The organism is Natronincola peptidivorans, from assembly GCF_900111615.1.
In the GTDB taxonomy this organism is placed as follows: Bacteria; Bacillota; Clostridia; order Peptostreptococcales; family Natronincolaceae; genus Natronincola_A; species Natronincola_A peptidivorans.
Genome location: NZ_FOHU01000013.1, coordinates 1 through 25,106, shown reverse-complemented (window position 1 = coordinate 25,106; position 25,106 = coordinate 1). Strand labels below are relative to the sequence as shown.

General features: G+C 33.4%; 26 protein-coding genes. 1 reads left to right on the top strand and 25 read right to left on the bottom strand.

Translation table 11 applies throughout. The annotated features are described in order from the left end of the window. Window positions 1-173: 173 nt before the first annotated feature. The 5 genes from BMX10_RS12890 to BMX10_RS12870 form a co-directional block, all read right to left on the bottom strand. On the bottom strand, window positions 174-1,334 hold the full coding sequence (locus tag BMX10_RS12890) for a L,D-transpeptidase family protein (protein ID WP_330387916.1): 1,161 nt from the start codon (window positions 1,332-1,334) through the stop codon (window positions 174-176). Window positions 1,335-1,810: 476 nt separating this feature from the next. Continuing rightward, a complete protein-coding gene (locus BMX10_RS12885) occupies window positions 1,811-2,464 on the bottom strand; it encodes a hypothetical protein (RefSeq protein ID WP_139176454.1) in 654 nt (217 codons plus the stop codon). Between the two features lie 74 nt (window positions 2,465-2,538). Then, entirely contained in the window at window positions 2,539-3,252 is a 714-nt protein-coding gene (locus BMX10_RS12880) for a hypothetical protein (protein WP_090444927.1), read from the bottom strand. Beyond that, window positions 3,246-4,112: an ABC transporter ATP-binding protein gene (locus tag BMX10_RS12875; RefSeq protein WP_090444925.1), complete on the bottom strand. Its 867-nt coding sequence runs from the start codon at window positions 4,110-4,112 to the stop codon at window positions 3,246-3,248. Before BMX10_RS12875 ends, BMX10_RS12880 begins: the two co-directional genes overlap by 7 nt. Window positions 4,113-4,124: 12 nt before the next feature. After that, window positions 4,125-4,493: a GntR family transcriptional regulator gene (locus BMX10_RS12870; RefSeq protein WP_090444922.1), complete on the bottom strand. Its 369-nt coding sequence runs from the start codon at window positions 4,491-4,493 to the stop codon at window positions 4,125-4,127. Between the two features lie 325 nt (window positions 4,494-4,818). On the opposite strand from BMX10_RS12870, the gene BMX10_RS12865 reads away from it, so the two are divergent. After that, window positions 4,819-6,564, top strand: a complete 1,746-nt coding sequence (locus tag BMX10_RS12865) for a CoA-disulfide reductase (RefSeq protein ID WP_090444919.1) — start codon at window positions 4,819-4,821, stop codon at window positions 6,562-6,564. A 115-nt stretch (window positions 6,565-6,679) separates the two neighbouring features. On the opposite strand, the gene BMX10_RS12860 is transcribed toward BMX10_RS12865, so the two are convergent. From BMX10_RS12860 to BMX10_RS12775, 20 genes are all read right to left on the bottom strand, one after another. Continuing rightward, complete coding sequence (locus tag BMX10_RS12860; protein ID WP_090444916.1) at window positions 6,680-7,924, bottom strand: 6-phosphofructokinase; 1,245 nt, start codon at window positions 7,922-7,924, stop codon at window positions 6,680-6,682. Between the two features lie 332 nt (window positions 7,925-8,256). Continuing rightward, on the bottom strand, window positions 8,257-9,420 hold the full coding sequence (locus BMX10_RS12855) for a GGDEF domain-containing protein (protein WP_090444913.1): 1,164 nt from the start codon (window positions 9,418-9,420) through the stop codon (window positions 8,257-8,259). Between the two features lie 319 nt (window positions 9,421-9,739). Beyond that, on the bottom strand, window positions 9,740-10,390 hold the full coding sequence (phoU, locus tag BMX10_RS12850; protein ID WP_090444910.1) for a phosphate signaling complex protein PhoU: 651 nt from the start codon (window positions 10,388-10,390) through the stop codon (window positions 9,740-9,742). Between the two features lie 16 nt (window positions 10,391-10,406). Next, on the bottom strand, window positions 10,407-11,159 hold the full coding sequence (gene pstB, locus BMX10_RS12845; RefSeq protein ID WP_090444907.1) for a phosphate ABC transporter ATP-binding protein PstB: 753 nt from the start codon (window positions 11,157-11,159) through the stop codon (window positions 10,407-10,409). A 25-nt stretch (window positions 11,160-11,184) separates the two neighbouring features. Continuing rightward, window positions 11,185-12,030 (bottom strand): phosphate ABC transporter permease PstA, encoded by an 846-nt coding sequence (gene pstA, locus BMX10_RS12840; protein WP_090444904.1) that lies wholly within the window; start codon window positions 12,028-12,030, stop codon window positions 11,185-11,187. Further along, complete coding sequence (gene pstC, locus BMX10_RS12835; protein ID WP_090444901.1) at window positions 12,031-12,969, bottom strand: phosphate ABC transporter permease subunit PstC; 939 nt, start codon at window positions 12,967-12,969, stop codon at window positions 12,031-12,033. It abuts the gene before it with no gap. A gap of 256 nt (window positions 12,970-13,225) precedes the next feature. After that, complete coding sequence (locus tag BMX10_RS12830) at window positions 13,226-14,137, bottom strand: PstS family phosphate ABC transporter substrate-binding protein (RefSeq protein ID WP_090444898.1); 912 nt, start codon at window positions 14,135-14,137, stop codon at window positions 13,226-13,228. Between the two features lie 342 nt (window positions 14,138-14,479). After that, on the bottom strand, window positions 14,480-16,246 hold the full coding sequence (gene pnpS / locus BMX10_RS12825; RefSeq protein ID WP_090444895.1) for a two-component system histidine kinase PnpS: 1,767 nt from the start codon (window positions 16,244-16,246) through the stop codon (window positions 14,480-14,482). 8 nt (window positions 16,247-16,254) lie between these two features. After that, window positions 16,255-16,944: a response regulator gene (locus BMX10_RS12820; protein ID WP_090444892.1), complete on the bottom strand. Its 690-nt coding sequence runs from the start codon at window positions 16,942-16,944 to the stop codon at window positions 16,255-16,257. 358 nt (window positions 16,945-17,302) lie between these two features. Further along, the gene (locus BMX10_RS12815) at window positions 17,303-17,833 is read right to left on the bottom strand and encodes a DUF6512 family protein (RefSeq protein WP_090444889.1); all 531 of its coding nucleotides are present in this window, start codon (window positions 17,831-17,833) and stop codon (window positions 17,303-17,305) included. Between the two features lie 526 nt (window positions 17,834-18,359). After that, window positions 18,360-18,545: a hypothetical protein gene (locus BMX10_RS12810; RefSeq protein ID WP_090444886.1), complete on the bottom strand. Its 186-nt coding sequence runs from the start codon at window positions 18,543-18,545 to the stop codon at window positions 18,360-18,362. Between the two features lie 58 nt (window positions 18,546-18,603). Next, complete coding sequence (locus BMX10_RS12805; protein ID WP_139176452.1) at window positions 18,604-18,783, bottom strand: hypothetical protein; 180 nt, start codon at window positions 18,781-18,783, stop codon at window positions 18,604-18,606. 69 nt (window positions 18,784-18,852) lie between these two features. Further along, window positions 18,853-20,118 (bottom strand): recombinase family protein, encoded by a 1,266-nt coding sequence (locus BMX10_RS12800; protein ID WP_244272715.1) that lies wholly within the window; start codon window positions 20,116-20,118, stop codon window positions 18,853-18,855. Beyond that, window positions 20,112-20,426 carry a recombinase family protein gene (locus tag BMX10_RS18335; protein ID WP_244272714.1) on the bottom strand — a complete coding sequence of 105 codons (315 nt, stop codon included), beginning with the start codon at window positions 20,424-20,426 and terminating at the stop codon, window positions 20,112-20,114. Before BMX10_RS18335 ends, BMX10_RS12800 begins: the two co-directional genes overlap by 7 nt. A gap of 22 nt (window positions 20,427-20,448) precedes the next feature. Next, window positions 20,449-20,625: a hypothetical protein gene (locus BMX10_RS18060; protein WP_170834818.1), complete on the bottom strand. Its 177-nt coding sequence runs from the start codon at window positions 20,623-20,625 to the stop codon at window positions 20,449-20,451. 128 nt (window positions 20,626-20,753) lie between these two features. Beyond that, window positions 20,754-21,512 (bottom strand): hypothetical protein, encoded by a 759-nt coding sequence (locus tag BMX10_RS18055; protein ID WP_170834817.1) that lies wholly within the window; start codon window positions 21,510-21,512, stop codon window positions 20,754-20,756. 44 nt (window positions 21,513-21,556) lie between these two features. Next, window positions 21,557-23,464: a DUF927 domain-containing protein gene (locus BMX10_RS12790; protein ID WP_090444879.1), complete on the bottom strand. Its 1,908-nt coding sequence runs from the start codon at window positions 23,462-23,464 to the stop codon at window positions 21,557-21,559. A gap of 182 nt (window positions 23,465-23,646) precedes the next feature. After that, a complete protein-coding gene (locus BMX10_RS12785) occupies window positions 23,647-24,477 on the bottom strand; it encodes a hypothetical protein (RefSeq protein WP_090444876.1) in 831 nt (276 codons plus the stop codon). Window positions 24,478-24,662: 185 nt separating this feature from the next. Then, window positions 24,663-24,818, bottom strand: coding sequence for a DUF960 domain-containing protein (locus BMX10_RS18605; RefSeq protein ID WP_090444873.1), 156 nt, complete (start codon window positions 24,816-24,818; stop codon window positions 24,663-24,665). After that, entirely contained in the window at window positions 24,749-24,976 is a 228-nt protein-coding gene (locus BMX10_RS12775; RefSeq protein ID WP_280140774.1) for a DUF960 family protein, read from the bottom strand. Before BMX10_RS12775 ends, BMX10_RS18605 begins: the two co-directional genes overlap by 70 nt. Between the last annotated feature and the right edge of the window lie 130 nt (window positions 24,977-25,106).

The window sequence follows — 25,106 nt, the reverse complement described above, 5'->3', positions numbered from 1 at the left end:
CCTTATTTGTGTTTCTTCATTATTTTTTGAAATATTTAGTTTATTATTCTTTTTTTATTGCACTTAAATATGAACTATAATACTCTTCCTAATAATAAAAATGTATCTTTTTCCCTAGTACTTAAATTATATTATGTCACACAACTGTCCTTCTCCTTGTTATACCTATATTCCTATTCTTCATAACAAATAATGGGTGTTCCTTCTTCTATATTTTCAAAAATTATTTTGGCTAAATATACTGGAGTATTGACACACCCATGGCTTCCATTTGTCTTATATATGTCTCTTCCAAAAGTATATCTCCAACTTGCATCGTGTATTCCTATATTGCCGTTAAAAGGCATCCAATAAGTTACCTTAACTTCATAACTTCCTCCTCTTAAAGTTGCTCCTTTTTGTTTGTAGTTAAGCATATAGACTCCAGTGTCAGTCCCATTTCCTCTATTTGGATTCCCTGTTACTATAGCACCATTAGTTATAAGCTTTCCCGCTTTATAGAACCATAAATATTGCCATGTTAGATTGATTTCTACATAGGTATCACCTATATCATCTTTGCCCCTAGATACAGCTTTTTGAGCATATTTAGGCTCTTTTACAATTATTTCACCATGTTTTATATTTTCTAATAATGCTTCTGCTTCAGCACTAGAGTTAATTTTCCATCCATAAAATCCACCCTTCACTTCTACTATTTTATTTGTGGATGTTTTGAAATCTCTTGGTATACCAACTGTATCATATTTTTTACTCAGTCTTTGTATATATTCTAAAACTGCTTTTTCATTTATTACCACTTCTAGATCTTCGTCAACACTAAGCCATTGATATATTATATCTCCATCCAGTACTTCATTTTCACTTCCAAATATATAAGTGATTTTTGTTGATACATACTTATTTAATAAATCCTTAGTTTCAGAAGCTTTATCAGAACTTAAGGTGTACCTTGGATTTTCGTAACAAAGATTTTCATTTAAGTCTAGTTTTGTTTCTCCTTTTAATATGCTCATTTCAATGACTTCCCTTAATTTGTCTTCATTCACCCTGTTTCCATATACTTCTTTCATTATTTCATATGAACCATTTGAATACTTAAAGCTAACATCTTGGGGTTCTATCATATCTTTATTTAAACAACTTAATTCATTGATTCTATTACCCAACCTATCTTTATCATAAATAAATAAATCATCCACATAATACTTATGTTTCTTTAATAATGAACCTATCCATTTAAATGAACTCTGTAGACGATAAATTTCAGAAATGCTATTTTTTTTATGATATTGCATTCCTATATCCTGTGCTGTTATTTCTTCTATTTCCATGTTCCGTTCTATTAACTGCAGCTTATAATTATTAATATAGCTTCTCATTATATCTTCTAAATCATCATGTGCCTTTAATGAGACATCTACTCCATTTATTACTGTATTGAAAAAGAAATGATTCGTAAAGTATAATGCAATAAGTAAATAGACTAGTAAAATTGAGGCTATTAAAATAATAATATTTTTAGTAACCTCACATTTAACAAGTTTTTTTATGCTAATATGCTTCATAACCACTTCTACCTTTCAGCAAATATACATTTTATTCACATATATCAATTTATTAATAATATGTTTGTATTTTTGACTTTAAAACTTAACTGTAAAATCCTAACTTAAAGGATTAGGCCTTTCATCACAATTACTCCTTTCGATATGTCATTGTCCAGTACTATATTATTTATTATTATTCATAGAGGCTTACGTGATAAAAGCCTTCATGTTTTTAGCTTCATAGATAGTCCTTTATTTCTTTACAAATCCATAGGCTCCTCTAGCTTCTTAATCACATCTTTATAAGCTTTATGCACACATTTTATTGCTAAAAGATACAAAACAATTGCTATAAAAAACAACGTCGTTAATTCAAACCAATCACCAGAACTTAAAACAATGATTGCTCCATTCATTACTAAAACGATTAAAAGAGATAGTATATTCTTCCAATAAAATAGCTTTCTTCTTTTTTCTCCTCTTCGAAAAAATGTGTCTGCTATCAAAATGTAAATTCCACAAATCATAGCAGGAAGATGTATTAGATATAATAGATGCATGCTTTTATAAAACTCTAAGCCTTCAACATTCCCTACTAGACTTAGAATAAATATATTTATTCCTGCCATCAATGTAACTGTAAGTATCGTAATAAAGAACCATAGCATCAAATTTAAGGAGACTTCCCTTTTATCTATTGGTAGAGATTTTATTAAGGAAAGATTTAATGTGAATATCATTTCACTTTCCTTTATCGACATCAATAGTACCAGCATCATATATGGAAAAAACAGGCTAAAGTAGTAAGGACCATCTAATAAAAAATGTGTAATATTTGCAACTAGCCCTCCTACAATTATCATCAAAAAAATCGTTGCATTGTAAAAATAAAGTCTTGTTACACCAAGCATCATAGTTCCCTCCTTAGTAATTCAATAACGCATTTAGTCTAATGGCTTATCATAATGATTTTTACTTTATCCTATCATTAATCAGCCATATCCATCCCTTGGATACGATTTAGAACCCAAAGAAATAACATTAATACAACCATAGCCATTATAGCAGGATATATGATCCACCCATTGGCACTGATGCCTAAGTAATCAGATCTTGCTATGAAAAACGATGCGATAGGTAAAATAGTATATAAAATAATTCCTCCTTCTAAAACCTTTTTTCCTCTCTTCCATGCTACATAGATTATAGATAAACCCACTCCCCCTACCACAACTACAGATGTAGTAAAAAACAACAGCTTAAAAAAGTCAGTATCAACTAAAACCCCCATTGATTTTAATATAATACCAGTAATGAAGAATGGTATAAGTATCAAACACCAGATTATAACGCTATTACATAAAGTGAAAAGCACTCGTGCAAAAAAATAACTTCTTCTTCCAACAGGTAAGATATTATCCATGATACCATCATTTGTTGAATTTTTTTTACTATCATTTTCAGCTGTTGCTGAGTATCCATTGGCAGCTGCCATAAGACTAAATATATAAATTGACCATAAGGGAAAGAACATGCTTATATTAAAGCTTGCTATAGAACTATCCCTACGAATCATATCAATATAAAATAAAACTGCAGAAATCAAAGTGAAAAATGCAAAAATACTAAGGGGAAACAGTAATGCTTTCGATTTTGGTGAATGAATCATAATGACAAAATGCATTTTTACAAGCTTTAGCATTCCACTTCCTCCCTCTTGGAAATATAGTACATAATATCTTCAATAGTAGGTTTTTCTAAAACAATTTTGTCTGGATATTCATTCTGTAAACTATGCCAATTTTTGCATAAGCCTTCTCCTCCAAAGCTATTACATCTATAGCTTAGAAACTTGTTTCTTTCCTTTTTTATTATTTCTTCTGAGGCTTTTACTAATCTATAGTTTTCAACGATGTTTACATAGGTATCTGAAAGCACCACCCTACCCTTATCCATAAAGGTAATGTAGTCAGCAATCTTTTCTAAGTCTGAAGTAATATGGCTTGAAAACAACACACTGCAGTTACCATCCTCTATAATCTCCTGGAGCATTTCTAGAAGCTCCCTTCTAAATATGGGATCCAGTCCTGAAGTGGGTTCATCCATAATGATCAGATCAGGTTTATGAGATAGTGCCATTACAATAGCAAACTTTGTTTTCATACCCTTGGACAATTTTTCTAGACTTGACTGTGGATCTAACTGAAACTTTTTCATATATTGATTGAAAAGTTCCTGATTCCAAGTCTTATAAAACGGTGCTATCAGAAGTGCTATCTTAGACAACTTTAATCCTAGAGGATAGATGTTATCATCATATACAAATCCGATTCTCTCTTTGATTGCTTTTTCATCCAGACTATTGTCCAATCCAAATACTTTAATCTCTCCGCTATTTTTACTTAATAAATTCATAATAAGCTTAATGGTCGTTGTTTTACCCGAACCATTGGGTCCTACTAATCCCATAATGTATCCCTTTTCTAAGGAAAAGGATATATTATCTAGTTTAAAATTTTTATATTCCTTTGTTACATTCTCTAATTCAAGTATTTTATCCATAAAAACCACCCCTTAACTATACATACGTTTTACTAAATCAATCAGCTCTTCTAATGATATTCCTAGAGCTTTGGATTCTTCAATAATCTCTTGTAAGCCCTTCTTAATCTGTACATTTTTCTGTTCCTTTAAAGCCTCACCCTGTTTTGCTGATACGTAAAAACCTTTCCCTTTAACAGCCTCTAATAAGCCTTCCCTCTCCAGTTCTTGATAAGCGGTTTTTGTAGTGATCACACTGACATGAAGTTCCTTAGCTAAGGCTCTTATAGAAGGCATGGTATCCCCATCCTTCAGTCTACCTGTAAGGATATGCTTTCGAATCTGATCTGCAATTTGTGTGTATATTGGTTTTTGGCTTGAATTGCTTATGAGTATCTCCACAGATCTATCACCTCTCTGGCGAAATTATCAATACCACATGCTCTGTATATGTTGTTTATATACAGTATATACATGTGGTGATTTTATGTCAAGTATATATTAAAGAAATTTTCACTTCATTGTGAACGGGCGGTAACAAAAAGACATTGTTTTTTTCTAATGACCTGCTATTAGATGGATTCCTATCCAGCATTGATATTTGATGCTGAGATAGATGAAGATTTTGACTTAAGGATAATTGATTGAATTGATTAATAAGAAAAGGTAAAACTATTTCACAAGAAGTTACTTTAATAAATTAATGGAATGGACTTGGAGGGATTTTATGACTAAAAAAGTAATCATTGTAGGCGGCGTAGCTGGTGGTGCTTCTGCCGCAGCAAGACTTAGACGATTGGATGAAAAAGCTGAAATTATCATGTTGGAAAGAGATGAATACATTTCCTTCGCCAATTGCGGCCTCCCATACTATATTGGAGAAACTATTCAGGAACGCAATGAGCTTTTGGTACAAACTCCTGAGGCAATGAAAGCTAGATTTAACATTGATGTTAGAATCAATAGTGAAGTTATGGATGTTGATATTGAAAATAGAAAAGTCACAGTAAATAGTAAAACTAACGGCACCTATGATGAAAGCTATGACTATCTAATCCTATCCCCTGGAGCAAAGGCACTGAAGCCTTCCATCCCAGGGATAGACAATAATAAGGTCTTTACCTTAAGAAATATTCCCGATACTGATTCTATAAAAGCCTATGTTGATAATAATGAAACAAAAGCTGCAATTGTTATTGGTGGTGGTTATGTAGGAGTTGAAATGGCTGAGAATTTGATACAAAGAGGTCTGCATGTTACGCTATGTGAAGCTGCTCCCCACATACTTGCCCCCTTTGACTCAGATATGGTAGTTATGGCAGAAAAGGAATTAGTTGAAAATGATATAGAGCTTATATTAAATGATGGGGTTAAAGCCTTTAACCAAATTGGAAATCAAATAGAAGTTGTGCTCAGCAGTGAAAAAAGGGTTGAAGCCGATATCGTTATTCTCGCAATAGGCGTTGTGCCGGATACCACTTTTTTAAAAAATACTGAGTTAGAGCTTGGACCTAAAGGACATATTATCGTTAATGATAAGATGCAAACAAATATCGAAGATATTTATGCAATAGGAGATGCTATAGAAGTAGTTGATTTTATAACGAAACAAAAAACCGCCATCCCTTTGGCAGGGCCTGCCAATAAACAAGGTAGAATTGCAGCGGATAATATTTGTGGAATAAACTCTAGCTATAAAGGAACTCAAGGTACAGCCATCATTAAAGTATTTGATTTAACAGCAGCAGGTACGGGTGCTAATGAAAGAACCCTCCAAAGATTTAATATCCCCTATAAAGCAGTCTATCTTCACCCTATGTCTCATGCTTCATATTATCCTGGATTTATGCCTATGTCATTAAAGCTTATTTTTAATGACATAGGAAAAATTTTAGGAGCTCAATGCATTGGCTATGAAGGTGTTGATAAGAGAATCGATATTATTGCAACAGCTATTAGATATGATGGTACAGTTGATGATCTAGCAGAACTAGAGTTATGCTATGCTCCTCCATTCTCTTCAGCAAAGGATCCCGTAAATATGGTGGGTTTTATGGCTCAAAATGTATTAGCGGGTCTATCTCATTTAGCAGCATGGAAGGATATAGCATCCTATAAAGATCAAGATTATATTCTAGTAGATGTTAGAACTGAAGATGAATTTCAAAACAGTCATATCCGAGAAGCTATTAACATTCCTGTAGACAGCATGAGGGAAAGATTAGGAGAACTGGATAAGAACAAAACTATAGTGGCGTACTGTGAAGTAGGTTTAAGGGGCTATATTGCAGATAGAATACTTACTCAAAATGGATTTAAGATTTTAAATGTTGCTGGAGGCTATAGAACCTCCTCTATTCTTAGTTTTGATCCAAAAAAGCCAGGCAACACTAAAGAATTTAACCATAAAAAAACAGCTGGTAGTATCACCATTGACCCTGATACACAAGCCGTCAAGCATAGAAAGGAATAATTTGAATAAGAAAACTAAAAAACGAGGATGTAATTCATTTATTAGCATCCTCGTTTTGGAACAATATATTATATTATCCTAGGATTTTCCTCCACTACATTCAAATTCATAGATTTCAGTATTCTTTTATTTCTCTAAGCTGTTTATCTAACTGTTTATATTTCGGTAACCCTCTTTCCATGGTCACTTCTGGTGTTCCCTGAATTAGAGGCTCTATGTAATGAATTGCTTCCTCTGTTACATGATTTTTTTCTGAGGTAATCCATTCTTCTGGGAAATATTTGATATTATTTGCCACCTTTGAGACATCTCCTTCAAACATCTCGATTCCATAGGACTGTTGGTCTAATCTTCTAAAACTAACCATACAGCCGGTTTTTCCTTCTGCAGCGTAATCGATAGCAGTCTTCCCTGCTTTATAGGCTTCTTCTAAATCAGTTTCTGAAACGCAATGCATTGCACTTCGTTGCATTACGCCTAGCTCCAAGGTTTTCACTCTGCTTGTAATGCCACTTTCAATAATCAATCTCCTTAAATACTGTGCAACGCCCCCTAGCTGTGCATGACCAAATTTATCATGCTGATTCTGAACCTTGATTTCGCATAGGAAATCGCCATTCTCGTTTTTTACTCCCTCTGAAACTACTATGTATACTTGATTTTTTTCTTGAAATACTTTTTTTACATCCTCTAGAAATTTCTCCTGTGAAAAAGGCATTTCCGGCAGGTAAATAAAATCTGCCACAGACTTGTTATCTATTTTAGCCAGTGCTGCGCTTGCAGCTAACCAGCCTGTATCTCTTCCCATGGTTTCTATTATGAAAATACCGTTATTTACATAGACACTAGCATCTAAATAGGTTTCCAGTGTTGCTGTGGCAATAAATTTTGCTGCACTGCCAAAGCCGGGGGTGTGATCTGTAATAGGCAAATCATTATCAATGGTTTTGGGAATCCCTATAAATTGTATATTATATCCCTTCAAGATTGCATATTGATTGAGTTTATTGACTGTATCCATTGAATCATTTCCGCCTATATAGAAAAAGGCTTCAATGTCGTTTTCTTTTAATATGTAAAATAACTTTTGATATTCGCTATCATCTGTTTTAAAATCCTTCATTTTATATCTGCAGGAACCCAGCCCAGAAGACGGGGTATGCTTTAACAGTTGAAGATCCTCAGATGAAAGCTCTGACAGGTTTATGATATCGCCTTTTAGTATCCCTTCAATTCCATTTACCCCCCCGAACACCTTGTCGTAATAATTGGTGTTCTGATTCGCCATTGCTACGCCAACTACACTGGCATTAATTACTGAAGTGGGACCGCCAGATTGTGCAACAATGCAGTTTTTCATGTTTTCTCCTCCTCTTTTGGAAACTACTTGCTTATGCTTCTTTTATAAAGACAAGTTAAGCCAATATATTCAGTCAATAAATTACTTGCATTTTCATTAAGATTCATGCTATGGTGCAAAGTCCAATTTTATTATTGTTAAAAGGAGTCCTAGGAGATACTGCTTCTTAGCACCGTGCTTTTAATTCAGTGTGCAAAATGCCTATTTCTATACTAGGCTACATCAGACTGTATGGCAATTAGTTTCTTGATGTTTTTATTGCTCTAAAAGGCGATAGAGAATCTTGTATCTTCAATCTTTAAAGATTCATTACTACCCTCAGGCGGCTAATTCTAGCACAGCCTAGGAGAGCTTGTGGAAGCATCTGTATTTATCTCTTCTCCTATTTCAACAGTCTCACATACTATAGCATTCTTCCCATAATCCTTAGCATTGTAAAGAAGCTTATCTGCTCTTTGCAGCAAGGATTCAGCATTTTCATCTTTTCTTAGTGCTACTAATCCAAAGCTACAGCTAATATTCTCTACCTTATGCCATTTGCTTTCTAGGACGCAAAGCTTCAATCGTTCCAAGATTTCCATAGCCTGATGGATATCAGTATTAGGAAGAAGTATTACAAATTCATCTCCCCCCCACCTGGCAAAAATGTCAGTTTGCCTTATTGCTTTCTTTATTGTTGATGTTATGTTTTGCATAACACCATCACCAGCTAAATGACCATGGCTATCATTGACTTTTTTAAAATCATCTATATCAAACAGAACAAGAGATAGAGGAGTCTTATTCCTATTACAATAATCTATACGTTGATTTAGTTCTTGATTAAATTTCGATCTGTTGTAGATACCTGTCAAAGGGTCAGTTATTGACAATCTTAGCAGTTTCTTGCTATGTAGGAACTGCTTTCTTTTATAAGAATTGGTTAGATAAGCTCCTATATTACAATAGATAATTAAAACAATATTATATGCAACAATTTTCAAAAATAAAGGTGTTTCCATCCCCTCTATATGTTTAGCATGAAATATAAAATAACTAATACTGAGCAGAACAGATACTGCCTGAGTATAGATAAGCTTATTGGGTGTAATATAGATAGCTAATGTTATAATCATTACACTAAAGTAGGATAATAGTGTAATAGCCTCATAATAATTTATTATTACTAAAAAACCAATAATAGCCAAAATCTCAAACACTGTAATGAAGTATGCTAAATTATCATATTTATCTATTTTTTTTACAGCTAAATATACAATTAAAGAAATGATTAGAAATACTGTCCTAATGAGTAATATCATCGTAAAGGAAAAAGAATCCTCAATGGCAAAATAATCAGATATAAGAAACAACATGAATACTACTCCATATATAAGTGCAATAGGTCCTACCACTTTGGCATAACGTTTCATATCATAATAAAAAAATTCTTTTTCAAGATTCTTGTCCACAAATTCTCCAAGTAAGGATATGTCATGTTTTCTGATATTTGCCATTATGAGGAGCACCCCTTTCACTTATTAATTAACATATTATTCCATTCTATATTAAACTGTATCATTTCTTTATAACATTTTCAACCTCATAACGAAGAATAACATGCTAAAAGTAGAGAAAGGCTTGAAATCAAACAAGTCCCTGTCCCTATGTCTGTAAAGATGATAGAATACGTTGAACTATAGCGAGAGTAGTTTTTATTTTGTGCTAGACTTTAAACAGGATTCTTTCTTCACAGAACAAAGAGATTGTTCTCATTAATCCTTGCCAAAAATTAAACAGAAAAACCTTCTGATGATTTACTCATATTTAAAAACCTTAATTAATTTCTACCCTCTCTCCTGTAACCATATAAATAACCCTTTCTCCGATATTGGTAGCGTGATCTGCTATTCTCTCTAAATCTCTTCCTATAAACAATAGGTTAGTAGCTTGCTTTATTATGCTTTGATCTTCTATCATCATTTCTAGTAGTTCTGTATAAATAGCTTCATAAATATCATCCACTGCTTCATCATCATGAGCTACGTCTTCTGCCAATTGAATATCCGCCTTCATGAAGGCATCTAAACTCTTGCTAACCATATCCTCTGAAAGTCTGGCCATCTTAGGGATGTCAATTAGGGGCTTAATCAATGGTTCACTCCCAATCTCCAATGTTACCTTCGCAATATTTACTGCATGATCCCCCATCCGTTCTAAATCTGTAATGATTTTCATTATGGTACTAATCACCCTTAAATCCCTTGCCATAGGCTGTTGTAATGCTAATAGCCTCATGCATTCATTTTCTATCGTTAATTCTAATTCATCTATTTTATCATCCATTAAATAGACCTTTTTTGCAGCTTCTAAATCCTGATTAGCTAAGGCTTTTATGGAAACTTCAATTATTTCCTGCACCATAGCCCCCATTTTCAAAAGCTTAACATTCAAATTTTTTAATTGATTTTTAAATTGACTTCGCATCTTAATTCCTCCATCCTTAACCAAATCTTCCTGTTACATAATCTTCAGTACGTTGATCCCTTGGGGTGGTAAAAACTCTTTGAGTTTGGTCCATTTCTACTAGCTCACCCATTAAAAAAAAGGCGGTTTCATCTGAGATTCTGGCTGCCTGCTGCATCGAGTGGGTTACAATAACGATAGTATACTCTTTTTTCAACTCTGTAATCAGTTCTTCAATCTTTGCTGTGGCGATGGGGTCTAAAGCCGATGTTGGTTCATCCATTAATAATACTTCAGGCTCCATTGCCAAGGCCCTTGCAATACAGAGCCTTTGCTGCTGTCCTCCAGAAAGTCCTAAGGCTGATTTATTCAATCTATCCTGCACCTCATCCCATAAGGCGGCTTTTTTCAAGCTTTTTTCTACAATCTCATCTAGCTGCTTTCGATTTTTTATTCCATGACGTTTCGGACCATAAGCTACATTTTCATAAATCGACTTTGGAAAAGGATTAGGTTTTTGAAAAACCATTCCAATACGGCTTCTCAATGTAACCACATCCACATCCTTATGATAAATATCGTGGTTTTCTAGTTCAACTCTACCTTCAACTCGTACCCCGTCAATAAGGTCGTTCATGCGATTTAAGCTCCTTAAGAAGGTTGACTTCCCACAGCCTGAAGGTCCAATCAAAGCCGTTACCTTTTTTGCGTCTATATTTAAAGAGATGTCCTTTAAAGCTTGAAAATCTCTATAATATAAGTTTAAGTCTTTTATAGAAATCTTTTTCATTCTTATCCTCCTTAACTTGTCTGCATTAAGCTCTATTACTTATCTTAAATTTTATTCGAATTGATGTTGCTATCATGTAGAATAACCCTACGATTCCTAATAATACAAGAGCAGTTCCATATTTTATCTCCTCTGGCATGTTTGGCACTTGTGTTGAAATAATATATAAATGATATGGCAGTGCCATTACTTGATCAAATAAGGACTTTGGTAATCTGGGTAAAAAGAAAGCAGCTACCGTTAATAAGATGGGGGCCGTTTCCCCTGCTGCTCTTCCAATCCCTAATATGGCTCCTGTCAAGATTCCTGGCATCGCATGGGGAAGTACAACATTTTGAATAGTTTGCCACTTTGATGCTCCCAATGCCAAGGAGGCTTCTCTATAACTTATTGGAACACTTTTTAATGCTTCCTCAGATGCAGTAATAACAATGGGCAAAATCAAGCAGGCTAGTGTAAGAGACCCTGCTAATATGGAAGATCCAAATCCTAAGAATAGTACAAATAAACCTAAACCAAACAGCCCATAGACTACAGAAGGCACTCCTGCCAAATTTAGAATTGCTAAACGTATTATTCTAGACAACATACCTTGTTTTGCATATTCAGTTAGATAGATGCCTGAACCAACTCCTAATGGTAGAGCAAAGAGGATGGTTCCAATAACTAGATATAATGTTCCAATAATGGCGGGATAAATCCCTCCTGCCCTCATCCCTTGTCTTGGCATAGCTGTTAGGAACTCCCAATTGATTGTTCCGATTCCTTTTAGTAGGATATAACCAATTATCAATAAGGTTGGTATCACCACTATCATTGTGATAAAGCTTAATATGCTAAAGACAACTCCCTCTTCTATTTTTTTATTCACTTATCTTGCCTCCTTTTTCCCATGAGAAAGTGCAAAATCTGCAATAAAATTAATGATACTGGTCATCAAGAATAATACAATTCCTACTGCAAATAACGCATGATAGTGGGTGCCATTTCTTACAGTATCTCCCATTTCCGCTGCTATAGTGGCAGTCATTGTCCTGCCTGATACTAAAAATGAATTTGGAATCTGAGCTGCATTTCCTGTCACCATCATCACAGTCATGGTTTCTCCAATGGCTCTACCAACTCCCAGCATTACAGCTGCAATAATTCCAGAGGAAGCCGCTGGCACAAGAACATGAAGAATGGTTTCCCATTTTGTGGCTCCTAAGGCAAAAGATGCTTCATGGTATTCCTGAGGCAATGCATTTAAGGCATCATCGGATATACTAATAATCGTTGGTAATGCCATAAAAGATACCAGAATTGAACCAGTTAACACAGTAAATCCAGATGACAAGTGAAAAGTTACCCTAATCCAACTAGATAAAAAGACAATTCCAAGAAATCCTAATACAACCGATGGTATGGCTGACAAAAATTCTATAATAACCTTTAATACCGTCTTGGTTTTGGGTGGTGCCACCTCAGCAATAAAGATGGCACTTCCAATACCTAGGGGGACGGAAATAAAGACAGCTCCTAAAGTCACCATTAATGTCCCCGCTACTAAGGGTAAAATACCATATTGAGGGTTTACTGAAATCGGAAACCAGTACCTACCGAATAAAAATTCCTGTAGGGTAATATCATTAAATAATTGTATCCCTGAACGAAATAAAAATAGAAAAATCAAAGCAATAATAGCTATAGATGTGATTCCTAAAATAAAAATGAATTTTTCAATAATATATTCACCCATACTATTCTTTATATTCTTTTTTAAAGCTTTTCCTTTCTTTTTCTTTACTAATTCCATTGTTATGTCAGTCATTTTAACACCTCTCAATCTATATAAGCTCTACTCATCTATTAACATCAACTACAGTAATCTGTATCTTAAACGATCAAAAATATATTAATGTTTTAAACTGCAAAATTGTCTTATCTTTGTTTTTCTGTCCCCACAGAAAACAAACACATTGTGACTATAATTAAGATCAGCGGACAGTAAAGCCTACTATCCGCCTATGACCTCTTTAATCATATATCCTGTGACATTACTTTGCTATTTAGTCTTGAATTACAATTTAGTTTATTGGGATAAATCCAGTATCCTCTACAATTTTTTGTCCTTCGTTACCTATAATGAAGTTCATGTATAGCTCCACCACTCCTTTTGGTTCTCCAGCTGTATATAAGAATAATGGTCTCGCTACAGGGTAATCTCCTGATTGAACGGTTGATATTGACGGCAAGATTGCTTCACTATTGCCATCTGCTGATACTGCAACAGCTTCAACAGCATTACTTAAATACCCTAGCCCAATATATCCAATACCGTTGACGTCTTGCATAACTCCTTCAACAATTGCTTGTGTAGAAGGCATTAAATTAGAATGTGTTGCATATTCTTCATCCTCTAAAACAAATTCTTTAAAGAAAGCATAGGTACCTGAGTTAGATTCTCTAGAGTATAATGTAATATTTCCATCATTTCCACCGAAGTCTTTCCAATTTGATTTTTCCCCAGTATATATAGCTTTTAAATCTGCTAGTGTTAATTCTTGTACAGGATTATCATTATTGACTATGATAGCAATTCCATCTCTTCCTGTTACATGCTCTACAATATCTATACCATTGTCTTTTCCTTGTTGTATTTCTGCATCTCTAATTTGTCTTGAAGCTTGAGCAATATCCACAGTTCCATTAATCAAAGCAGCAATTCCTGTACCTGAACCACCACCTGTTACAGCAATCTGCGCTTCAAGGTAATTGTCCATAAAAACCTCTGCCCATTGCTGCCCTAAGTTTACCATTGTATCTGATCCTCTAACTTGTACAAGCTTGCTGAAGTCTACACTGTTTTTACCATTTTTATCCTCTAAGCTTACATTGTTTCCATCACTTGGCTGATCTGACGCTGTGCTACCTCCACAGCCTACTAAAACAAAGGTTGCTACCATTACTAATACAAGTAATAATACTAACTTCTTCATTATTAAATCCCCTTTCGTATAATAAAATTCTCTTAGTTACTTACAAGCTTATTGTACTGATTTATACGGATAGATTGGTTAAGAAGCAGTTAATAGAATGTTATGGTTTTGTTAAATGTATTAACTTCTATTATATTTTAGAAAGAATAGCATAAATTGTGGTTACTACAATTTGTATTTTGTATCAAACGTACAAACTTGACTTCGCCAATATGTTTTCGCTAGGGAGACTTAGTCCCTTTCGACGCCTGCTATCGCAGGGTAAGCACACCCCATGTCTAGTAAATCAAAATACATGATTCCCTAGACATTAAAAAAGATATCCCGTTTGGAATATCTTCTTTACTCTTCAATTGGTAATATAACTATAAATTCTGAGCCCTTATCTTGCTGACTGTTTACTTTAATTCTGCCTTTTAAAGACAAGACGATATGTTTTACTATTGCTAGACCTAAACCAGTGCCCCCAACTTTATAACTTCGGCTTCTAGCTTTATCTACCCTATAAAACCTTTCAAACAACCTTGGAAGGTCTTTTTTAGGAATTCCTATTCCATTATCCTTAACAATAATAATCAAATTCTTATGTCTCATGTAAGCAGTTATCTGAACTTTTCCTCCATTAGGTGTATATTTAATAGCATTATCTACTAAATTAATCACCATTTGTTTGAACCAATCTCTGTCACCATAAAGCATTGGTAAATTCGAATCTATCATAGAAGTTAATGATATTTCCTTGCTTATAGCAATTGGCTTCATTATTTCTTGAACTTCCTTTAATGCTTCACTGGGATATATTTCCTGCTTCAATATTTTGTGCTGAGAATTTTCTATTGCTGATAAGGTTAAAATGTCATCAATTAATCGCGTTAATCTCTGGGTTTCTATATCAATAATGTCTAAAAACCTATCCTTTGTCTCCTCATCCTCTATATCTTTTGATTTTAAGGTTTCCACAAATCCATTGATAGATGTTAGAGGCGTCTTTAACTCATGAGATACATTAGCAACAAAATCAGACCTGATTTTTTCTAACTTTCTTATCTCTGTTATATCCTCTATTAATGTTACGAGACCTATTGTTTTTGTGGGGTCATCCTCTAATGTAATTTTGTTAGAATGGATTTTAAAAGTTTTTTCTTTGGGTTTTTTTATCTTAATTTCCATAGGGACTTCTTGATTATCAGTAAAAGCCCTCTCAATTTCCTCATCCAACTGATGGTTTCTAATAACTTCTAAAATATGTTTACCTAAAGCATCCTTTGTGTTAATACTGAATAGTTTTTCAGCTGCAGGATTTAGTAATATAATATTTCTTCTAGTATCCACAGCAATGATAGGACTAATAATACTAGTCAGTAGTGCTTTAAATTTCGTATTACTATCAGATAGTCTTTTTATTGTGTCCTGTAACTGATCTGCCATCTGATTAAAATTATCCGCTAGTTCTCCAATTTCGTCCTTGGAATTAACATAGGCTCTAACCCCTAGACGTCCTAAGGCCATTTCTTTTGATGCCTCTGTTATCTTTTTAATTGGCTCCATAATTTTCTCTATAAAACGATAACCTATTAAAGCAGAAATAATAAGCCCGCAGACGATAGATATTATAACATAGTATAATAGTGTTTGATTAATTTTTTGTATTTCTAATAAATTCACTGCTAACCTAACAACAAACATATCACCATCTAATTCTACAGGTAATGCAATGTAAAGCATATCTAAATTTAAGGTATCACTATATCGTATACTTCTACCAATCTCTCCTCTATAGGCAGTTTGAACTTCTGGACGATCTATATGATTTTCTAAATACCCCTCTCGTTTGAAGGTTTCCGCCATAACATTACCACTACTGTCAATGATGGTTATTCTAGCATCTATTCTTTCCCCCAAATCTTGCATTTTTTGTTGGAGTTGATGAGTATTGAAGTTCATTCTACCTTCTATTATAAAGTCTTCAATCAATTTAGCATTTGTGATTAACTGCTCTTCTAATTGATTAATGTAGCTGGAACGAATAAGATTTAAAGATAAAAATCCAGTTAACAGTATGCCTACTAATAATATAATTAAAAAAACAGCAAGAATTTTTTTTTGCATGGTATCACCTACTTCATTTTATAACCTATACCTCTTATGGTATCAATATACTTGATTGTTTCATCATCTCCTATTTTCTTTCTTAAGTGGCGTATATGAACATCTACTGTTCTGGTTTCGCCAAAGTAATCATAACCCCATACTTCATCTAGCAAGACATCCCTAGATAAGACCTTCCCCCTATTCTCCATCAGGATTTTTAAAAGGGCAAACTCTTTTAGAGTAAGTTCTACTATTTCTCCATCTACTGTTACCTCATGTTTTTCTAAATCAAGAACAATATCCTTTAGCTTTAATATTCTTCCTTCACTGCTAAGGGTATCTTCTGTTCTTCTTAAAATTGCCTTAACTCTAGCCGTTAACTCTCTAATACTGAAGGGCTTTGTAACATAATCATCTGCACCCAATTCAAGCCCTAGAATTCTATCAGTTTCCTCACCTTTTGCTGTTAACATGATGATTGGCAATTTATCAAATTCTTTTGTTCTTCTTATCTGCTTGCATACCTCTATACCATCAATTCCAGGAAGCATTAAATCTAAAATTACCATATCTACAACAGTGGTTTCTAATAACTTTAATGCATCTTCTCCATCATCACTAGTCAACACCTCAAATCCACTTTTCTCAAGATTATATCTAATTAACTCTAAAATATGTTCCTCATCATCAACTATCAAAATTCTTCTCTTATTCATCAATCTACCTCCTCAATTCATACTAATTTCTATAATAGATTACCCTATGTTCATAAGTTTCTATAATTGAAAATAGTTGAATTCCATCAAAATATGAGTATTGCTTATATTATATTTCTAGCTTTTAAATCTTTTTCCTCTAAGGACAATGCTATTGACTCCTTAAAAATTCAACAAATGGCCATTTAAATAGTTGAAAACACAAAATTACAGACTTTTGTAAAATTTATGTTAAATTTTTAAAAAACAGCTTTCTACTACCTTTCAGAGGTATCTCGCTAAAAGTTAACTATTGCTTAAATTCTTTCAACCCTATACCCAATTTCTGATAGTGCTCTATCTTATTATATTTATCTAGTTATATTCCATATCCTCCTGTCTTTGGATCCTTGAAAAGTGGTATATGAGGTGGATTAAACGTAAAAAACACGAAGGCAAGAATAAGAAGGATTATTGCTAAGACTGAAATTACATTTATTACTCCCTTAATTTTGAAGGGGGCTGTTATTATTTTATATCCAATATACTGACTGATAACTACACTTATTATAAAAATTGTTATGTCTACCACAACATAGTTCTTTCCTATAATGCCTGTATACGTATAAAACAAGGTGATAATCATAAGTATTCCAACATAAAAGGATATTGCCTTCCCTGTGATATACTTGCTATAATGTTTACCTATATACATGAATTCAATAATTGAGAAAATAAAAGCCGGCCAAAATAATAGCTTTAAATGCTCCCATGTACTTTCGTTAACTGCACCAAATATTCCAACAATAGCATTCTCATCAGACCATTCATACACGAAATGAAGTAGCACACCCCAAATTATTATTAAGACAATTCCCCATTTAGTCCATTTTTTAATATTTTTCTTCATTAATTATCACCTCACTATATGTTTATGACGTATAAATATATTGTTAGACTAGTAAGAATCATATATTCAATGTGTTTTTAAAAAAGTAATTCCCCAATTATCAAGGGCAGTGTTTTGTCTGTCACTAAAACTGTATAATTTTATTAAATATGCTTCTCTTTACTATCGATAGTTATTATAATTACCAATTGCTCTCCTTAGTTCTCTTTTTTGTTCGTTTAAACATCAACAAAAATGCTGTCCTCACTACCACCATGAGAACAGCATTTTACTCTTTAGATTAATAATCTTTAACTTTTTAATTGTTTTCTTGTTAAATTGGTGGAGGCGAACCGTACCCTCCAATATCCACATTAATAACCTATTACAGCACAAGCTATACATGATATAGGTTTAGCTTTCTTACACTTCAAGCATTTTAAAAGTGTTGGTGGATTTCCTATTATTGAATCTTTTTTCTTCATATTTAATGTAGCACCCCCTTATTGTTCAAACAATTATAGTACTTTATTTATTTGGTCTAACCTTAATTACTTATACCATAGATAAATCCTGCTACTGCTCCAACCGTTGCACCAACAGTAGCTCCTGGTACTCCTAAAATTTTTCCTATGTTTCCTCCAAGCATAGCACCTGCTGCTCCACCTGCTATTGAATTTTTACATGCCTCTCTGAACTTATCTGTGTTATCCACACTATATGTATTTGACATTTTATAACCTCCTGATATTTAATATAAATTTATAATTTATTACATTTAGTTGTATTAATTACTTATCTATTACTACCCCTGCTCCACTTCCTATAGCTTCTCCTACCTTCTCTCCAGTTTCTTTCCCTGATTCCCCTCCAACTACTCCACCTATTGCTCCACCAATAGCTTTGCCTATTTCACCGCCAATTTTCAAACCTGTAGTTCCATCTCCACCTAACAATGAATTTTTAAACACAACATCCACTCCTTTTTTATTTTTATTATAGACATTTAAAACAATTTTCAATCCATTATTTTCCTTTAATTAGGCTATGTTTTTATACATTTTAAACAATTGCTTTTTCTCAACAGTTGAATATATCTTGATTGCTTCGTCTTTATCCAAAAACTCAAAAACCACGTTGAATATTACTTCAACGTGGTCCTTATAAACAATTACTTTATCTACATAGTTTTGAACAAATTTTTTGCATTCTGGAAGATTCCTTTCTTTAACGAAATCTCGGAACATAGAAAATAGCTTTTTAACTTGCTCTTCTTTAATAGTCGATGCATTTGATTTATTTTCCATTTCTAAAATATTTTGTTCTAATTTAAGTTTCCTACCTTGTAGTTCATCCATTCTTCCTTTAAATTCTTCTTGATAGAAGCCCTGTGCTATTGCTGTTACTATATTATCTATTTGAGTCTTAACTTCTTCTACTTCATTTTTTAATGCTTTAATAGAGACTTCTCCTCTTTCTGCTTGTTCTTTCAAATGATTATTAATTTTCTCTACTAGAATTGGTATCGCTTTATCATTAAGAATATTTTTTTCTAGTTCAGATAGTACGAATTCTTCAATATACTCTTTTCTTATTTCCTTATTATCGCATGTTCTCTTTTGTAGCCTACACCCACATCGATATGATACATACTTAGGCTTATTTTTAGCATTTCTCCTATTTCCTTGCATATTAGTACCACATTGCCCACAGATTATTAAGCCTGTTAAAAGATATGTCTCCTTTGCTTTATTTGCTCCTGGTGCTCTTTTTCTTGAATTCATAATCTCTTTTGTTTTTCTAAACACTTCTGTCGATACAATAGCTGGTATTCCTCCTTCTACCCTAATGATTTCACTCTCATCTTTATATAAATGACTGTTTCTTTTACCAAATGCATCTTTTTTAGAGCTTCGATTGAAAATGTATACCCCAGAATATTTTTCATTGTCTAGTATGCCATAAATGCTATTCTTCCCAAAAGTTTTACCTGTTTTAGTTTTATAACCTTTTAAATTTAAGTGGTCTATTATTTTCCCATAGCTATACCCATTGATATACATATCAAATATCGTCCTGACAATTATTGCTTCCTTTTCATCTATGGCATACTTTTTATCAGGCATTACTTTGTAACCTAATGGAGGTATTCCACCTGTATGCTTACATTGATAAGCTGTTTCTTTCATTCCTTTCATTACTTCACGAGCTAAATTTTTAGAATAGTATTCTGCCATTCCCTCAAACACTGACTCCATTATTACTGATTCAGGACTACCATCGAGATTCTCAGTAATACTTACCACTCGTACTCCATTTTTTTTAATTTCCTTTTATAGAAACTGGAGTCGTATTTGCTTCTCGAAAATCTATCTAATTTATGAACTAGAACCATTTCAAAAATTCCAGTAGCACTGTCTTTTACCATTTGCTGAAACCCTGGTCTCTTATCCGATGTTGCTGTTTTAGCCTTGTCAGCATATACCTTTACAATTTCAATTTCATTCCTTTGACCATAGTCTTTTATTGCCCTTATTTGAGCATCAATAGATTCATCACGTTGATTATCACTTGAATACCTGACATAGGCTACCCCCTTCTTTTTACACTCCATCTCCTCACCTTCCTTCTATTGACTATATACTAGCATTATCAAGTTCTTTAACCATTAATGTTAATAATTGAGCTAATGGATTATAATAATCTTCCTGCTCTTCTTTATCTGACTCTATCAAACTAATAGATGTATTATCAGGACTATACTCCTTTTCATAGAGCTTTCTTCTTGATATAGAAGTTAAAATATTCTTCATTTTCAACCCCCTCGCTAATCCTAAACATTATAGTAATATATTTTTAAAAGAGCTTTCAAAACCCCTCTATTATTATTTTCAGGGCATTTAGGACAATTTTCCCTGATGCCCTGAAAATGTTGTTTACCCTATCTATTTTTCTTCTTTATTCTTCTAACTTCAGCTATGGCTTCCCATTCATTGCCTAGTTTGTCTAAGTTATGCTCAATGTTAACTTTTACTTTCTTTCCTTCAATCTCCCTTATATCTATTTGTCCTGATGGCGATTTTCCTAAGACCTCTTCCAAGAGGATGAAGAGTTTACTTGTAGGACTTAAGTGGCTGCTAGCAACAAAGTTAACAGTAATAACCTTATCATCCTTTGGATTATTTATTTTGAATGGAACCGTTATCTTGGTCCATGGTCCATATAAACCTGTTGCCTGACTTTCAGCTGTTATCTTTCCTATCTTAGCAATATAATTCCCTTCATCTAGTATTGCTCTTCGTTTTGAATTCCCAAGGATGAACAAGTCCTCTAAATCGTCATCCTTATCTTCATCATAGTCATCATTGCCATCATCATCTTCTTTATCATCTTCATCTTCCCAGCCATCATCGTCTTCTTCGTCTTCTTCATCACCCTCATCATCCCAACCATCATCGTCTTCTTCGTCTTCTTCATCACCCTCATCACCCCAACCATCATCGTCTTGTTCATCATCTTCATCGTCCCAATCATCATCATCTTCTTCATTTTCGTTGACCCAGTCGTCATCGCCTTCTATGTTCCCCTCTATATCTCCATTTTCATCTGTGTTTTCATCTTCCCTATCTAATTCATTATCAAGTTCTAGTCCCTCTTCCATCAATTCCTCTATTTGATTTTTTCTCGCATTTTTTTTCATTTTGTTTGTCCTCCCTTTATTTAATTTGGCTTATTTACAATTTCTTAATCTTTAAGCTCACCTTCAAATATGTCTCTCTTAATATGTAGCAATCTCGGTCTATAAGATTTCCCTAGGTTGCTACTTCTGGTGTTTCTTGGTATTGTTTTCTTTGGGCATCTTTGTACTTGTCCATCTTTCCCTTTCTCGACTAAAATTAACTTAGCTTCATCTAGGTGTTTCCAAAGAGTTCTCTCTTTTACTGGGAATATTTCTCCTCTACTTGCTAAAAATCTACATACAACATTATAAGTAGTATCAGGCAATAGGTAATAGTAATTTTTATCTGTCCATCCAATTCTCTCACCCTCAGTTTTTACTTGGTTAAAGCTATCTATAGTATTTATAGGCTCTAACCTTACTTTCCCTGTTGATAAAAGCTCTTCCAGTACTTTCTTGAAAATTTCCACTGGCTTTTCTTGCCTGACAAGGGAATTTTGTTTAGTGATTAAACTTATGAGCACTCTATCTCCCATCTTACTTAAAATCTGTGCCATCTTTTTATTACAAGCACCAACTTCTATCATATACTCCAGCATCAACTCAAAAGCAATCATCAAGCATGTCGCTGCATCACCAAGTCTACCATGAGCTGATTCACCTTGGAAATATGACCTTTTATTCTGAAACCTTTTTGCAATTTTCTGGGGTAGTTCATCCATTTGAGGAATTAACCATTTTATATAACCTACCATAGACTGAGATAAAAGATGATTGTTTTTCTGTGCTCTAGTTAGCAACTTCAAATTTATCTCATCATTTAAAATCTCTACTCCTAAAAATCGTGCTACGGATGATTGTCCCTTAGGTACATCCTCTCCTGTTACTAGTGCCATTCCTCTAGGTGGATAGTCCTTTTGAAATTCTATTGTCGATGTTAACCTTCCCCTTCCTATCCTATCTCCATACATTCTTAATATCCTCTGAGCAGTTTGATTAATTTTAGATGCTTCGGATTTACTCGACTCTGGATGGAAATCATCGATTAACAAAAGGCTATCTTTTGTAGCAAATGCTTTCCTTTCTAGCGCATTTGCTGTATCTTTAAAGCTGGCAGGTGGATTTTTTCCATTAAAGTTTCCAAAATGACATAGATACAGCATTGCTAACGTTGTTTTCCTTGTTCCAGTGTTACCATGAAGCCACATTACAAAATTTGGCTCTATTCCAGCTCGTTTAAAGACTTCTACTAGTGGGGCTAAGTATACTAATGCCAATAGAGGTATTGTTACTTCTTCTGTGGCTAACTTAAGTAGACTCAAACTCTCCTGTGCTGCTTTCTTTGTACTTGGTATCTTATTAGGGAATTTATACCTTTTAAGAAACTCTTCAAGTTCTACAGTTACATCAGTTTCTCCTACCCCTCCCTCCGAGTGTAGGTAAGTGTACTTATTGTTCATTTCTTGCCTCCAACCAATATGAGTGAATATAGTATGTTTCTTTATGTTCTCTCCCATATTTTGAATGGCATCTCTCACAATGTCCTTCTTACCCATACCTGCTTTAATTGATGTTTCAATTCCCCAATTTGATATGACCCAATTCATTCCAACAAATTCTTGAGGACTTATATCTACAGGCGGTAGTTTATATCCACCCTTTCGAATCCCCTTTATTCTAAACGTTCTTTCCTGACTTACTCCATCATCCCTTATAATCTCCTTGGTAGGCATTGCAACAAAATTACTTAGACGATAAGGACTGCCATTCTTATCATAGCTACAAAGATTGCCCTGATTGTCCAAGTCAAATTCATTTATATGCCTTAGTCTTTGTAGATATGGCTTATACACTGGATTACTTGGTGGGTCTAGAGTCTCTCTCTCCTTTTCATTGGTTTCAGCTTTCTGCTCTTTATTTTTACTCTTTTCCCTCTTCTTCTTTGGGAAGTTTTCTTCTAGCTTATCATCCAAAGCTTCACCTCCTTTATTAAGTTTTCAAAGACCAATTTGTTGATTGCTTACTACATTACCTATAATAAGGCATCTATAATCTCATCACTAAAAGCCTAAAATAAAAAATTTTTTTGACCCCTATTGTTTTTTGTACAAAAAAAAGCCCTATCTCAACGGGCTACTAACTTTCATCCTTTTTATTAAATTTTAATTTTATCTATTGCTTCTTTTACTTTTTTTAATTTTTCATCTTTTAATTCACTTACTGTGGTAGAATTAGGTCTTTCTAACTCATCTTCATACTCTTTTATTGCTTCCTTTAAAGCAAATATACTATCTTTCACAAATTCAGGGAATTTTTTTTCTGCTTCTTCTTCTGATAATCCTTCCTTATAATCACTTTCAACAGAATTATATATTTCTTCTTGCCTATTCTCAACAAAAATGTCTACAACTGTATTCCACTGCTTAGAAGTTGACTGTAGTAGTAGTTTATAATAGTTTAGAAGATTTACTTTATCTACAAAACTTAGATTAGGTCCCTTAAATACATTTTCTATGCCTTGCAATTTTTCAATATCATCTATAATTATATCTAATGCTTGTTTTTTTATATCCTCAACACTTTCTGAAACAGGATATGTGCTTACTGTAAGCATCCTATTAATTTCTTTAGTATATTTATCCTTCTCTAATTTCTTTCTTAAAATAGATTCAACACTTGAAATGACCTCTTTCAGAAAATCAAGTGATACGTTTTTAAAATCTTGCTTTCTTATGAACTTCATATTTTTTTCAGTATATTGACTTATTAACTTTTTTACAACATTTTTTTCACTGCTAGGAATACCAAAGCCCTCACTATCTAGTTCTTTCAAAGTTTTCGGGTCTACTCCAATGCATGTCAAAATGTCCTTAAATTTATCTTTCTCCTTATTATAATAATTTTCAAAATGTCCTTCTTTATTATTTTCTTCATATGCTTCCTTTATGATATTGTATAACGATATATACGTTTCCTGATTTTTCAAAATTATTATCCTCCTATTGTTCCTTATTGTTAGATTATATATTAGGGCGTTCAGGGCAGTAATTAAACCCTGATTGCCCTGATTTCCACTATATTATTTACCCTTCATAAAAAAAGAGAAGGTTAACCCTCTCTACAATTATATTTTAACTTAATTGGATATATCAAGTATTAGTATAGGAATGTTTAATATTCATGGCTCAATAACATTGTACAATATGTACCATCATCAATCACAAAAATTTTCCTCTGTACAGGTTTTTCTATATCAATTATATGCTTTTTCTCGTATGTGGGTCGCTCCTGTCTATGAATGATTTGTTGCTTAAGTTTTCCATCCATGCCCTTATAGAAGTTAGCTGAAATACCTGTAGATAGTTTAGCTTTATTTCTTCTTTATTTAAGTCATCTATCAAACCCCAAATAAACATTTGTATTTTATTGGATATCTCCATTTCCATTCCTGCTGTCGTGTATGTTTGATTATTGAATACAACTATTGTCCTCCTTTTACAAGATATCTTTCATTACATTACTGTAAATTATATAATCAAATTAGCCAAAAATTCTAATCTCAAAATACACAGATTTGTACATTTTTTAGTATAATATTTTCAAAAAAGATAGGGG

Excerpts from the sequence above, each read along its gene's own strand:
- BMX10_RS18605 (WP_090444873.1), bottom strand. The coding sequence starts at position 24,818 with ATGGATGGAAAACTTAAGCAACAAATCATTCATAGACAGGAGCGACCC.
- BMX10_RS12810 (WP_090444886.1), bottom strand. The coding sequence starts at position 18,545 with ATGTCAAATACATATAGTGTGGATAACACAGATAAGTTCAGAGAGGCA.
- BMX10_RS12815 (WP_090444889.1), bottom strand. The coding sequence starts at position 17,833 with ATGAAGAAAAATATTAAAAAATGGACTAAATGGGGAATTGTCTTAATA.
- phoU (WP_090444910.1), bottom strand. The coding sequence starts at position 10,390 with ATGCGAAGTCAATTTAAAAATCAATTAAAAAATTTGAATGTTAAGCTT.
- BMX10_RS18060 (WP_170834818.1), bottom strand. The coding sequence starts at position 20,625 with ATGAAGAATATTTTAACTTCTATATCAAGAAGAAAGCTCTATGAAAAG.
- pnpS (WP_090444895.1), bottom strand. The coding sequence starts at position 16,246 with ATGCAAAAAAAAATTCTTGCTGTTTTTTTAATTATATTATTAGTAGGC.
- BMX10_RS12830 (WP_090444898.1), bottom strand. The coding sequence starts at position 14,137 with ATGAAGAAGTTAGTATTATTACTTGTATTAGTAATGGTAGCAACCTTT.
- BMX10_RS18055 (WP_170834817.1), bottom strand. The coding sequence starts at position 21,512 with ATGAAAAAAAATGCGAGAAAAAATCAAATAGAGGAATTGATGGAAGAG.
- BMX10_RS12865 (WP_090444919.1), top strand. The coding sequence starts at position 4,819 with ATGACTAAAAAAGTAATCATTGTAGGCGGCGTAGCTGGTGGTGCTTCT.
- pstC (WP_090444901.1), bottom strand. The coding sequence starts at position 12,969 with ATGACTGACATAACAATGGAATTAGTAAAGAAAAAGAAAGGAAAAGCT.
- BMX10_RS12860 (WP_090444916.1), bottom strand. The coding sequence starts at position 7,924 with ATGAAAAACTGCATTGTTGCACAATCTGGCGGTCCCACTTCAGTAATT.
- BMX10_RS18335 (WP_244272714.1), bottom strand. The coding sequence starts at position 20,426 with ATGGAGTGTAAAAAGAAGGGGGTAGCCTATGTCAGGTATTCAAGTGAT.
- BMX10_RS12875 (WP_090444925.1), bottom strand. The coding sequence starts at position 4,112 with ATGGATAAAATACTTGAATTAGAGAATGTAACAAAGGAATATAAAAAT.
- pstB (WP_090444907.1), bottom strand. The coding sequence starts at position 11,159 with ATGAAAAAGATTTCTATAAAAGACTTAAACTTATATTATAGAGATTTT.
- BMX10_RS12885 (WP_139176454.1), bottom strand. The coding sequence starts at position 2,464 with ATGATGCTTGGTGTAACAAGACTTTATTTTTACAATGCAACGATTTTT.
- BMX10_RS12880 (WP_090444927.1), bottom strand. The coding sequence starts at position 3,252 with ATGCTAAAGCTTGTAAAAATGCATTTTGTCATTATGATTCATTCACCA.
- BMX10_RS12855 (WP_090444913.1), bottom strand. The coding sequence starts at position 9,420 with ATGGCAAATATCAGAAAACATGACATATCCTTACTTGGAGAATTTGTG.
- BMX10_RS12820 (WP_090444892.1), bottom strand. The coding sequence starts at position 16,944 with ATGAATAAGAGAAGAATTTTGATAGTTGATGATGAGGAACATATTTTA.
- BMX10_RS12890 (WP_330387916.1), bottom strand. The coding sequence starts at position 1,334 with ATGGAAATAGAAGAAATAACAGCACAGGATATAGGAATGCAATATCAT.